Source organism: Rheinheimera sediminis, from assembly GCF_004005375.1.
GTDB lineage: Bacteria > Pseudomonadota > Gammaproteobacteria > Enterobacterales > Alteromonadaceae > Pararheinheimera.
This window is the reverse complement of record NZ_RZUF01000019.1, coordinates 1-12,892: the sequence shown is the minus strand read 5'-3', so window position 1 is coordinate 12,892 and position 12,892 is coordinate 1. Positions and strand designations below refer to the sequence as shown.

Below are 12,892 nucleotides of genomic sequence, written 5' to 3'. Positions count from 1 at the left end.
CGTTCCGTTATGCCGAAAATTTCTACACACTGTGCCTTATCCCATTATTGTGGCTTAAGGATACGCTTCAATGTTTACCGTTAAAACCTTCAGTATGAATAGAAAACCCTTGGCAAATCTGTGTCTGGCTTTATCTTTTTCAGGGGCTTTGGCCTGCGGCACGGTACAGGCAGAGACAGCCCCCTCCAGCTTCGACAACCCTATTATTAAATACGATACCAAAGACCCAACCAATGAAGTGGGCGACTTGATCTACACTGCAGATCCGGCCGCTTTGGTACTTGATGACACTTTGTATCTGTACAGCACGCACGATGAAGCCTTGCCAGATGGCAAAGACTATCGGATGTACGACTACCGGCTTTGGACCACTAAAGACTTAGTGACCTGGCAAAACAAAGGTGCAGTCTTTCGCTACTCTGACTTTCCGTGGGCCAGAGGAGACCAAAAAACCGGCAACGCCTACGCCCACCACGTGATCCACCGTAAAGATCAGTCAGGCAAGTCTAAATACTATTTTTATGCCGCTGTAGAAGGTGGCCAAACAGACGGGAAATTTGGCTTTTCAATTGGCGTGGCTGTATCGGATAGCCCTGAAGGCCCGTTTAAAGACGCACGCGGTATGCCAATGATTTTGCTGGAAGATACGGCTAAGGATAAAGATCACACCTGGCGCAATATAGACCCGGCCGTTTTTATTGATGACGATGGCAAAGCCTACCTGTATTGGGGTAACCAGCAGTTATGGTGGGTTGAGCTTGAAGCAGATTTAGTGCATCTGAAAGGTGAAAGCTACAGCCTGGATGCAGAAGGAAAGATGCAAAACCGCGACACCAGCAAGGTGAAAATTCATGCGGTAGATACCTTACCTAACTTCGAGGAAGGCCCTTACCTATCCAAGCACAACGGCATCTATTATTTGGTTTATGCGGCGGGTTTTCCGGAGAGCTTGGCCTATGCCACCAGCTCATCCGCCACAGGCCCATGGAAATACCAGGGCATCATTATGGAACCTCTGCCTAACACCACCACTATCCACCCAGCGATGTTTGATTTTAAAGGCAACACCTATCTCGCCTATCACAGCGCCGACCTGCCGGGAGGAGGTAATTACCGCCGTTCAGTCAGTCTGGACAGAGTCTATTTCAATAAAGACGGCACTATTAAACCCATAGTGAGAACGTCAAAAAATAGTGCGAACGTCCAAAAAATAATAGTGAGAACGTCTAAGAAGTAGCCAAAAAAATCTGTTTAGTCAGAAGATAAAAAAGGAAAGGAATGAGATGAAAGATCCAATAATACAGCTCAGCTCGTCAGGTTTTAGTAAGTTCCGGCTGAGCTTTCTGCTGGCCGCTTCTTTGTTCACAGCACAGGCTGTTGCGCAAGCAAATGACGTGATGACACCTATCCCATCGCCCGATCAGAGCAATGCAATAGAGCTTGGTACAGGCCCACTGCCAGACGCTAAAGCACAAGAATCATGGCATTCGCAGTATGGCAGCAGATTTGCGCGTAATGTCACTGTCGCTACCCTAACGCCTTTTCTGCCCGATGCAAACATAGCCAGTGGCGCTGCTGTGATTGTTGCGCCTGGTGGCGGCTTTCGTACCTTGTCGATGGACAACGAAGGCTGGGATGTAGCACGCGCTCTTGCGAAGCAAGGTGTTGCAGCTTTTGTGCTGAAGTATCGCTTAAACCAAACACCAGCCGATATGGCGGCCTTTGAGCAAGAAATGGCACAGATGTTTTCCGGTACTGCCCGCCGCCCGCCCCGCCCTGATCCGGCCGAAATGGCGACTCGCCTTGCACCACAGCTTGAAGACTCAAGCGCAGCCTTTGCACTTATTCGCAAACGCGCCACTGAATGGAAAATCGATCCGGACCGTATTGGCATGATAGGTTTTTCAGCTGGTGCCATGCTGACTATGGCAACAACGCTTGTCGCTAAAGAGACCAAACCCGCCTTTATTGCCAATATCTATGGCCCTTTGGCTGAAGTCACAGTGCCAGCCGATGCACCACCGCTTTTCGTTGCGCTAGCAGCAGACGATCCTTTTTTCGCCAATGGTGACTTTGGCCTGATTAAAAGCTGGCATCTCGCCAAGAAACCGGTTGAGTTTCACTTTTACGAGCAAGGCGGTCACGGCTTTGGCATGTACCCCAAAGACACTACAAGCACAGGCTGGTTCAATGCTTTTAGTAGCTGGCTAAAGATGCACGGCATGATGCAGCCTAAAAAGTAAGGCCTCGTCGAATGATCTGTAGGGGCGCCCCTTGCGGGCGCCCGTTTTCAGACAGGAGCCAGGCACCTCAATAAATCCATGCCTTCCAGAGCATAATCCGCGTCATTTAGGGCCGATGTAAACCAATCAAGAGACATTCATAATGCAAACTATAAAAACCATACTGTTAGGCGGGATGTTCATTTTCCCGCCTCTTTCTCACGCCGATTTTATTGACGACTTTACAACTAAATCAGTAGCGGGTTGGCAAAGCCTGACGGGAGATGGCAATGCGCAGTTGAAGTTTATCCCGATGGATGGCTTTGCCCGCATGCAGGTCGATGCCACAGCCGATCAACATAATATCTATTGGACCATTATAAAACGTGATGTTGCTCCATCTTTGGATATGGAAAAGCTAAAAAGCCCGGACTACGAATTACGTGTTGAAGCACGGGTGCGGGCCAGCCATTCGCCGCGCCGGGTTAACTTTATGATCAACACCCAGCGCACCACGGATTATCACGAGCACTTACGTGAATATGATCTGGGGCAGACGTCTGAGTGGCAAGTGATCAGTATGACGACGCGCAACTTAGACGCTGCTCTTGGTGATCAAGTGAATATCCAACTTGGAGTGACAGATTGGGGCCCGGGCCAATACTATTTAGACGTGGATTATTTTCGCGCTGAAGTGGTTCCAGTGAAGAATGCCAAAGCCGATCTAGGCGAACCCCTTGTTTATCATCCTCCTATCCCTGCACTTGAAAGCTTCACACAGCATCTGAAGGTAAAGCACGATGCAACTATTAACTCAGCATTCCCTTTAGTGAATTTCAATAACTGGACATCCGACAATGTACGCGTTTTAACGGTAAGTGCAGGACAATACCCACTGCTGCGCTGGGACTTGCAAAGCTTTCGCGGGCAAAAAGCCAATGGCGCCGGCGTATTGGAACTGACCACTCAATCGGTGCAGAAAGGTGGCGACTACGTAGGCGCTTTGGGTGAAGATTTTGGTATTGAGTTCGATAAGGTACGGCTGTTTGAAATTTTCGGCGGCGATGAAAACTGGCAACAACAGACTGTCACCTTCGCAAACTTTACCCAGGGACAAGATCTGCAATCGACCATCAACGGCCAAATGATTTTTGATACAGAGGTTGCTCAAGCTCAAGGTAAAACGCAAGTGACTATTCCCCGCCCCGTCTTGCAACGCCTGCTCGATGGCACCACGCGTGGAATCTTGCTGCAACCTCTGGGTGCGCTTGAAGTGTCGTTCTACGACTCAGAGCACGGCGATGGCAGCCAGGCCGCCAGATTGCATTTCAGTAGCAGCGCGCAATAAACAGCTGAGGCACCCATGAACAGATTTTTTAAACTACTATCCATACTGAAACTGCTGGCCCTCTGCGCTGTAATAGCGCTTGTAGGCTGTACAACGCCACCAGCTAACACAGCGGCACAACATCAAATCCATACCTGGCAGATGCAAGAGATTGTGCTGCTTGCAGAAAAGCCGTACCAAAATTATTACACCGATGTAGATATGTGGGTGCAGCTTAAAGGACCAGGCTTTGATAAACGGGTCTATGGGTTCTGGGATGGCGACAAGCGTTTTGTCGTGCGCGTGGTGGCCACCAAGCCGGGCCAATGGACATGGCAAAGTGCGTCCAACCATCCTGATGATGCGGGTTTGAATGGCCACACTGGTTCCTTCACGGCCATTGAATGGTCTGCTGCTGAAAAAAAGCAGAACCCGAACCGGCAAGGTTTTGTCCGTGTCTCGCAAAACGGCCGCGCCCTTGAATATGCCGATGGCACGCCCTTCTTTATGCTGGGTGACACCTGGCTGGCTGGCACAACCTGGCGCTTGCCATTTCGTAATGCGCCCACCTCAGATGATTACCAACCAGGCCCAGGTATTGGTTTTGAAGATGCCGTGGCTTTTCGCAAGAAGCAGGGTTTTAACTCCGTCAGTATGATCGCCGCTTTTCCCAATTGGGATGCCGATTTAAACCCCAGTACCCATGCAGATGAAAATGGCATTTACTTGCGAAATGCCTGGGAAAAATTTGGTTACGACGTAGCGGGCGGACAAGGCACAGATGCATCGGGCGGCGTCAGTTATTGGGGGTCGTTCACCGCAAAAAGTATGCGCGATGAATACGGTCACTTGCCATTCGCAATGTCAGCAGAGCATAAAGGTGTGTCAGATTTTACCCGCATTAACCCGGCCTATTTCAAAAGCCTGGATCGCAAAATGGATTATTTGTCGCAACAGGGCTTTGTGCCGCTGCTGGAAACTGTGCGGCGCGACGTGGGCCCCTCATGGCATGCCTATTTTGATTTCAATGAAACCTTTGCCCGTTACACTCAGTATTTAATTGCGCGTTATGGTGCCACCAATATCGTATTTAGCGGTATTCATTTAGATTGGATCCCACAAGATTTCAGCCTGAGTGCTGCGCAATTTAATGAAGCCCTGACCTATCACTTAAAAAAATATGGCCCACCGCCCTTTAACCAACCTGTGACTGTGCTGATTGATCGCTCTACCTATGAAGCCTTTGGTCATGCTGAGCAAGTGCCCTGGCTTAACATGCACAGCGTGGGTAATAAACCGCGCGATCATCGAGTAAGTTCCGCATTGGAAACCCAATTCAAACTGACGCCAGCCTATCCAACTATTAATTTCGAGCCCTATTACACCGGCTGGCTGCACGAGATTAACAAACCCGCAGGCGAAGAACCGCCAGCAAATTCTGCCCGGGATAATTATTTTTCCCGCGCACAAATGTATGGCTCTGTGCTTTCAGGCGGCTTGTCTGGCCATGTGCATGGCACTGCGGCTTATGATCTCACCTCTACCGGTGAACCCGCAGGTGCCAGGCCACATATCTGGGATGCATTGAACTACCAATCCGCCACCTATATGCAGCATCTGCAGGCTTTTGTGCTGTCGGAAGGCCGCCGCTATCAGGATTTATTGTTAGCGTCTGACCAGATGTCTGTGCGCAAAGCGCCGGGCAGCCCAGAGGATGGCCTCGATGGTTGGTCTTATATGATGCGTACAGCGGAAAAAGATTTCGCGCTGCTTTATTTTGAAAATAAAGCTGTGCTGCCAAAGTTAAAAGGCTTCGTGCCAGGTAAAACCTATACCCTGAACTGGTTTGATCCAATCAATGGTCAGTGGCAAAAACCGCTTTCTATAAGTGCGGATAGTGAAGGCACCTTATCCATGCCGAACTTTCCGCACAATGAACAAATCGCCAGCCGCGATTGGGCAGCAAAAATTTTGTTAGAGCGATAATAAGGGACTGTTGCCATCTAAGAAGTGGCGTCAGCTTTGCTGACGTTGCTTTTGTATGCCTTTATCGTCACTTTGAGCCAGAAGCCGACATTGCTTGCAGATCTGGACGAATACACAGTGTTATTTGCTTTTACCAGAAAACAGGCACGCTTTGCACAAACTAACAGGCACATTTATTTGTTGCTGAAGAAGGAAAAACACTCTAATTTAGATACTTAGCACGGACCAAACTAAAAATAACAGGCCAGATAAAAGTAATAATGTTCCAGCACGCTTTTGGTCGCAGCTAGTAGTGGTTGATTGTAATTAATCGCTTTTTATCAATATGTTAAAGCTGGTGTCTCATCTGGTAAAACCAGAGAAAGCGTGCCAGCACAATATACAAATGTTAAGCATCTAGGAGATACATGAAGATTATTGCAGGATTTGTAACTCTCCTATTTTTAGGGCTGGCATTTGGCCACCTCTTTGTGGAAGGTTTCACAGTTGATGCAATAGCAATTGTGCTGCTAATTCTTGCAGTGCTTCCCTGGCTATTTCCATATCTCAAGTCACTAGAGCTTCCCGGCGGCATAAAAATTGAGCTTAAAGATGTGCAAGAAGCTATTGATAAAGTTGCTTCTAATGACGCACCAGAAGCAGACTCAGATCCACAAAATATAGACCCTCAGTTAGCACTTGTTGCGCTCCGAATAGACATCGAAAAACTAATACGCTCATACCAAACTGATATAGGCACCAAAAACAGCTCTCTATCAATCCGTGTTCAGGTGTTAGCAAACGACGGTGTTCTAAGTCGTGAAGTCGCGCAGGGCATTCTGGAAATTATCAAGTTGGGTAATGCTGCAGCTCACGGCGCAGAAGTCGATAAAGATGCAGCCGAATTTGTATTATTTAAATCTAATTCAATTATTAAACAGTTAGAGGCGCAGTTAAAAAATGCTTAACAAGGCAAAGCAGCGGATCGTCGCACTGCGTGCTCCTCACCGCTGTTTGCGACGTTAGATGATAAGGGACAGACAGGCATGGCATCTAGACCAGGAACAGTATCGAAAATACTTTGGCATTTTACTGGCGGCCCTATATGGGACGATGCTGCCAACAAGCAGCTTAAAGAGCTTAAGCCCGCGATAAACGGATACGAAGCGCTTAAAGCTATTTTGGGGTCTCAGGAGCTAAGAGTAGGCCGGTACCGTGAAATAGTTAAGGTAATCGTGCCTGAAAAAAGGCAGTTTGATTTTGAAACAAAAGAAATCCATATTTTGAAAAATCATCCTGTTACTGTTAAATCAAAGCCGGTATGTTGTGTGGCCGACATTCCTCTTCAGCATATTGATTACCATTCGAATAGATATGGAAAAATTGCGATTGGATTTCACAGAGATTCAATTGTCAAATCTGGCTTTAATCCCGTTATGTATACCCTTGAAGATACAGCTTTACTCAATAGCATCTATCAGGGGTACTCAGCAGTTGATGACGTCCATCCTTACGGTGCAATAAGCGAAACTGAGTCAGTTCAAGACGAGATTGACAAGATTATCGACGATAATGACCTAGATGATTCCGTAGATACATCTAGCGTCATTTCTGAGCTTGATTGGATTGAGAGTGCTCAAGAAAAAATAGATGAAAGCTTTCAGAATTTTTTAGCGTACATAAAAACATTCGATATAACCGAATTCGATTCGATATACTGTGAGCGCGAATGGCGGAGCACAAAAAATTATTCATTCGCCATTGAAGACATCGCAATTATAGTGCTTCCAAGAGAACAAGAAGGAGAACGCTTTTACGAACGTTTCCTAGAAGAAGTGATATTACCCAAAACAGTCACTATTGCATGTTGGGAAGATCTTATTGAACATTAAATCATCTAACAAGCGGCTGCATTTCGTTCCGGCCTGCGGCCTCCACCGGACTCGCTACGCTCGCCGATGAGCCGAGCGTTAGGCTACGCATGGACTAAGATAAAATTAATATGAAAAAAATATCAGCGCTTATATCTTTGGCAATCATATTAATGTCATCGGACGCCATCTCCGAAGATGACAAACTTTGTGGCTCGCTTAAAGCCTTTGTTCAATCGGTAGCAGCTGATACTTCACAAAGCCTTGAACTTCAAACATCTTGGGGTGGCGGCTTTAAGAAGGAGAAGGAGTCAATAGGCAAGGAAGAGGAAATAGTGTTGTATGAAAAAAGGTGCAATTTCCACGAGTACGAGCCTGCTGAGAAAGTATGTGACATTCTTATGCGCTCATCTTCTACTGAGTTCCCACATCTAAATCTCAAAAGAGTTTTAGCTTGCCTATCTCCAGGCACTAAATTTTCAAAGAATATGGAAATTGGAGCTATGTCAGTCTCTTTTGATTATGGGGACGATGAGCGAGGCTCATTTATTTATATTGATCTTGGTTTTGACTCCACAATTGGCGGAAATCAGCTTAAAATCGTAGCAGAAGGCTATTAAAAAAAAGCCTAACAAGGCGTTGCAGCATCGTTCCGGCTTCGCCTCCACTGGACAGTTTGTAAGTTGCGCTTTTGTGGTTTTGCTTCGCAAAAGTATTCCAAAGCTTGGGGTCAAGTCTTGCCCCGTGCCCCGATGTTTTAGGGGGTGGGCATATCATTAGTTGTGAATGAGTTGGTGATGTTTTTCCATTGTTTTTTGATTTTATGAACATTTTTGTTAGGTTATGATTTGACGGGGCACAGGGCAAGACTTGACCCTCCGCATACTCTGCGCCTGATCCGGTGTGGCGGGCGTTAGCAGGGATTGCCTTACTTGCAAAGTGACACTATAGTGTCACTTTGGATTTAGGAAAGGGTGAAATTATGAAAGTTGAGCTAGTTACGAATCTAAAGCGCCAAGCTACAAAGATTCTGGCAGATCTGCACTTGTCGAAAGAGCCCGTATTGATTACGGAGCATGGCCAGCCATCTGCATACCTTGTTGATGTGCAGCACTATGAATTCATGCAGCGTCGGCTTGAGCTGCTTGAGGGGCTCTCTCGGGGAGAGCGTGCTGTACTTGAGGGAAGAACGTATAGCCAAAGTGAGGCCAAAGAGAAAATGAGTAAATGGCTGAAGTAATCTGGACAGAGCCAGCCCTCCAAGAACTGGATGCCATTGCGGAGTATATTGCTTTGGACAATCCTGCTGCTGCAAGCGATCTCGTGAAGGCTGTTTTCGATAAGACAGAACGTTTGGAGAGTTTCCCCAAATCCGGGCGGATTCCTCCTGAGCTCCCAGATTCGGTATACAGGGAGCTAGTGGTTCCACCTTGTCGAATTTTTTATCGTGAGGATGAGCAGCGGGTTTTGGTCCTCTTTGTCATGCGAGAGGAGCGACAGCTTCGTGCATTCATGCTTGGACACAGCTAACAATCCTCTTCATTCGTGGCCTGCGGCCCCAGCGACGCTCACAAGTTCGCGCGTATGCGCGGGGCGTTAGCTGGATAAGGTGCTTCGTGAAGTATTTCGTCATTTTGGTATCTTGCATAATTATTTTCAGTCTTTGGCCATCATGGAGTGATGGGCCATACGAGGTTTACTGGATTGATGGGGAAAAGAGCTTGGGTTATAGCTTGGGTGAAGGGGCATATATCCGGCGGATAGAAAGCCCAAGGAAAATGGAGGCTAACGAAAAGTACATCTCTATGTATGCGTGCCCTGACGACTCTTGTGGTTTTTATTACATTGATAAGACCAAGGATCATCAATTTGCTGAGGCCTCAGAATTTGTTTTTGGGCCATATACAAAAGCTAAGTTTATGGAGCTACAACAAACAATGTTACTTCCAAAGTTGGATACTGAATAAATTAAATGCTAACAAACAAATTTTATCGCCAGCAAAAAAATGCTTGCTGCGACGTCAATCCGCTGTGCGGCTTTCCGCGCTAAATTTGGTAGTTAGCTGGACGAGGTAAAATTTGAGTCCTTATTTTGAAATTAATATAGAACCCGACGCTGACTACTTTTTGTGGGCGCTCCCCGTTTTATTTTCGTTTGCTATCTTGGCCAAGTTTCCTGCCGTTTCTGATATTGCAACGAGTTTTATTAAGATTTCTCGTAATTGGCTTTTAATAATTTTTGGTTTGTTGATTTCTATTGCACTGTTTGGAACGTACTCAACATATCAACAACACATCTATATTAAAGGACTGATCGATACGGGTAAATTTTCAGTTGTATCAGGCTGCATTCAAAACTACAGGCTAGACAAGATTAAGGGAAACACAGCAACATTTGAAATAGAAGGGATTGAGTTTTCCTACAACAATTACGAAAGAACACCATTTTTCTATGAAAAAGAGTTTTCTGGTAAAGTTATGAAAAATGGCAGCTGCCTCGAAATTAGTTACTTACCAATAGCTAAAAAAAACGGAATTATAAAAATTGTACAGCTAACAATCAAATAATGGCAGGTACACAAAAAGCATGGCTTGCGTTCTCTCGGTGAGTTTGCCTGATCGTTGCTGAAGAGCCGGTTTTGATCGAGCAACTGGCCTCGCGCACGAAAAGCTTGGGGTCAAGTCTTGCCCAGTGCCCCGATGTTTTAGGGGGGGCACATCATTAGTTGTGAATGAATTGGTGATGTTTTTCTATTGTTTTTTGATTTTATGAACATTTTTGTTTGGTTATGATTTGACGGGGCACAGGGCAAGACTTGACCCTCCGCGCCTCCTATTTACGTTTGCCAGTGGTCCATGCTATAAAACATTTAGGATTTGTGTTAACAGAAGGACTTTTTCGCTATGGCTATAAAAGCTGAAGTAATAGATACGAATATTATTGAGATACCAAAAGAAGTAAATTTTGTATCTTTGGAAGGGCCTGAAATTCTATTTTGCAGTGACTCTATCTTAAAAATAAAGTCGATAAATTTGAACTCTGCCTCAAGTATTACCTCGGTAGACACCGACAAATACTACACGGTATTTTACATAAAATTCTCAAGTCAAAACTTCTTAACTCTTAAATGTGATACCGACGCCTTCCTGAAATATATAAAGCACTCTCGGCTGACTCCTGCCCCTTTTGAAGTTAAAGACAAGATATCAGGGTTAACCATAATTGGTGCAGTTTTTGGTGTGATAGCAATCTTTTCCATCTTGTTTGGGGGAGATAACTCATCAGATAATTCTAAAACACTTTCCCAAAATGAAATGGCAAAAGTGTGTAAAGCTTACATTGGAGAGATATTTGGTAAACCAACAAGTATTATCGAGAATTACAAAAATCAAGATGGATTAACCTATGTTAGGTATACCCGAAACGCCGATAATACAAGATGGAGCTATGTTTGCGATATGTCTAATTCTTCTATTGCTTGGGCTGCGTGGATGAGTGATACCCAAGAGTGGGGACGCTGGAGGTATGAAGATGAAACTAAGCTTTCTTACGATCAATCTACCAATTCTATCTCATTTGTAATGAATGACACGGGCTCAAAGGTCGTAGTTCAACTGTAGAAAACATGCTAAATACCCTGTTGTATAACATATTATTTAATTGACGCTTCTCTTGAATTTATTAACGTTTCCAGCAATTTTTAAGCTAAGCATAGTTCTTAAATATCTAAAGTAATTAAAAATGTGCAAACAATTCGTCCCTATAGTGAGCGTACCTTTGTTGGCGCCTGTTAGAGGATATAATTTTGACTTATGTGTATAAATATATGTCCATCGATACGAAATGCGATGAACGAAATTTCTTCAAAAATCTAAAAATAACTTACAATACGGCTAAAAACTTCAATGACCCATTAGAGTTTGTTTCGCACATTACTGGTGACGAACCTGAAATCAACTTTAATATGTCTTTGAATTTAGGCCCAACGCTACCAATCATAATTGAAAAATGTGCGATTGATGTGAATCATATGCAAAAATTTTCACTTAATGTTGATGACATATTAAGTAAGGTGAGATTCACATGTTTTAGTGAAGTTAATCCTTTACGCATAACTACTGAAAATACTTCGCTACTAATGTGGGCGCATTACGCAAATAGCCATAAAGGAATTTGTATTGTCTTAAATGGTGAGTCAGACAGAGTGAAAAGCTCACATTCAGTTAGATATTCGAACGCCATCCAATGCCTTGATTTTACTCAACTGAAAACTGCCTCTCATATCCAAATGTTGTATTCAAAACATTCGTGTTGGTCATACGAAAAAGAAATCCGACATGCAATGTTACCTGAAAAGCTTGAACAGGTAGCGAATACAAATGGCTGCTGTCTGGATACCTTAAATGTAAATGAAATTAAACTAATTTTGTTAGGTATTAACGCTGACCACGATGTCATGCGAATTTCGGGGTCGTCCGGCCACTCATTTCGGTGTGAACCGGCCAGTCATTTCGGTATCGTCCGGCCACCTATTTCGGTGTGAGCCGGTCAGTCGTTTCGGCATAGTCCGGCCACCTGTTTCGGTGTCATCCGGCCATCTTTTTCTTTCTTCGTTTCAGGTGCTGCGGCATAACTGGGGTTTCCCTGTTGGCCGGAGTTTGTATGACACGCAAAAAGAAAGTGATGAGAACCGATATGAGAACTTATCTGGATGTGTTCCGGCTGTGTTTTGACGATCAGCTGTCCCACCGCCAAATTGCCCTTGCTTTGGGCATTGGCCGCTCGACGGTGACTGATTTAATTGCCCGTTTTAATAACCTCAACCTTGCATGGCCTCTCGCCCCGGAGGTGTCCTTAAATACCCTTGATCAGGCTCTGCTGCCAGGTCGCGATTACCAGACCAAACGGGTCTTGCCCGACTGGTTACGTATCGATTTGGAGTTAAAAGATCCGAAGCTGACCAAGCAGTTATTGTGGCAGGAGTATCAGGCCGAGCATGGCCACGCAGCGCTGGGGTACACCCAATTCTGTGAACATTACCGCCGCTGGAAAGGCTCACAGCGCCGTTCGATGCGCCAACAGCATTATGCAGGCGAGAAACTCTTTATCGACTTCTGTGGCCCCACGGTGCCTATCGTGGACCCGCGCACTGGCGAAATCCGCAAAGCCGCCATCTTCGTCGCCACTTTAGGCGCATCCAATTACACCTATATCGAAGCCTGTGCCGGACAGGATCAGCAGTCCTGGCTGATGGCCAACAGTCGTTGCCTGAGCTTTTTAGGCGGGGTACCGACCTTATTGGTGCCGGATAATCTCAAAGCTGCCGTGGTTAAAGCTGACAAGTTTGAGCCGACCATCAACAGTGATTACCAAGCACTGGCGCGGCATTACCGCTGTAGCGTGATGCCTGCACGGCCCTACAAACCGAAGGACAAAAGCAAGGTGGAAGGCGCAGTGCTGATTGTTGAGCGCTGGGTGCGTATTCTGCCCCAAAGTGAACACCTAT

At 45.6% G+C, this 12,892-nt stretch carries 14 protein-coding genes; all 14 read left to right on the top strand.

The window, feature by feature from the left end; genetic code table 11:
• Positions 1–70: 70 nt before the first annotated feature.
• Positions 71–1,237 (top strand): glycoside hydrolase family 43 protein, encoded by a 1,167-nt coding sequence (locus tag EMM73_RS13765; RefSeq protein WP_127687229.1) that lies wholly within the window; start codon positions 71–73, stop codon positions 1,235–1,237.
• A gap of 46 nt (positions 1,238–1,283) precedes the next feature.
• Positions 1,284–2,243, top strand: a complete 960-nt coding sequence (locus EMM73_RS13760) for an alpha/beta hydrolase (RefSeq protein ID WP_127687227.1) — start codon at positions 1,284–1,286, stop codon at positions 2,241–2,243.
• A 142-nt stretch (positions 2,244–2,385) separates the two neighbouring features.
• The gene (locus EMM73_RS13755) at positions 2,386–3,570 is read left to right on the top strand and encodes a hypothetical protein (protein WP_127687225.1); all 1,185 of its coding nucleotides are present in this window, start codon (positions 2,386–2,388) and stop codon (positions 3,568–3,570) included.
• A gap of 15 nt (positions 3,571–3,585) precedes the next feature.
• Positions 3,586–5,535, top strand: coding sequence for a DUF5060 domain-containing protein (locus EMM73_RS13750; RefSeq protein ID WP_127687223.1), 1,950 nt, complete (start codon positions 3,586–3,588; stop codon positions 5,533–5,535).
• A 407-nt stretch (positions 5,536–5,942) separates the two neighbouring features.
• Positions 5,943–6,482 (top strand): DUF4145 domain-containing protein, encoded by a 540-nt coding sequence (locus EMM73_RS13745; RefSeq protein ID WP_127687221.1) that lies wholly within the window; start codon positions 5,943–5,945, stop codon positions 6,480–6,482.
• Positions 6,483–6,560: 78 nt separating this feature from the next.
• Positions 6,561–7,406 carry an abortive infection system antitoxin AbiGi family protein gene (locus EMM73_RS13740; protein WP_127687219.1) on the top strand — a complete coding sequence of 282 codons (846 nt, stop codon included), beginning with the start codon at positions 6,561–6,563 and terminating at the stop codon, positions 7,404–7,406.
• A 110-nt stretch (positions 7,407–7,516) separates the two neighbouring features.
• Positions 7,517–8,005: a hypothetical protein gene (locus EMM73_RS13735; RefSeq protein ID WP_127687217.1), complete on the top strand. Its 489-nt coding sequence runs from the start codon at positions 7,517–7,519 to the stop codon at positions 8,003–8,005.
• Positions 8,006–8,367: 362 nt separating this feature from the next.
• Positions 8,368–8,625, top strand: a complete 258-nt coding sequence (locus EMM73_RS13730) for a type II toxin-antitoxin system Phd/YefM family antitoxin (protein WP_127687215.1) — start codon at positions 8,368–8,370, stop codon at positions 8,623–8,625.
• Complete coding sequence (locus tag EMM73_RS13725; protein ID WP_127687213.1) at positions 8,613–8,915, top strand: type II toxin-antitoxin system RelE/ParE family toxin; 303 nt, start codon at positions 8,613–8,615, stop codon at positions 8,913–8,915. Before EMM73_RS13730 ends, EMM73_RS13725 begins: the two co-directional genes overlap by 13 nt.
• 86 nt (positions 8,916–9,001) lie before the next feature.
• Entirely contained in the window at positions 9,002–9,352 is a 351-nt protein-coding gene (locus EMM73_RS13720; RefSeq protein ID WP_127687211.1) for a hypothetical protein, read from the top strand.
• 112 nt (positions 9,353–9,464) lie between these two features.
• Positions 9,465–9,953, top strand: coding sequence for a hypothetical protein (locus EMM73_RS13715; RefSeq protein WP_127687209.1), 489 nt, complete (start codon positions 9,465–9,467; stop codon positions 9,951–9,953).
• Positions 9,954–10,289: 336 nt separating this feature from the next.
• Complete coding sequence (locus EMM73_RS13710) at positions 10,290–11,006, top strand: hypothetical protein (protein WP_127687207.1); 717 nt, start codon at positions 10,290–10,292, stop codon at positions 11,004–11,006.
• A gap of 194 nt (positions 11,007–11,200) precedes the next feature.
• On the top strand, positions 11,201–11,929 hold the full coding sequence (locus EMM73_RS13705) for a DUF2971 domain-containing protein (RefSeq protein ID WP_261373444.1): 729 nt from the start codon (positions 11,201–11,203) through the stop codon (positions 11,927–11,929).
• A gap of 119 nt (positions 11,930–12,048) precedes the next feature.
• Positions 12,049–12,892 (top strand): IS21 family transposase (gene istA / locus EMM73_RS13700; protein WP_222422668.1); only part of this gene is annotated, 844 nt, incomplete at its 3' end.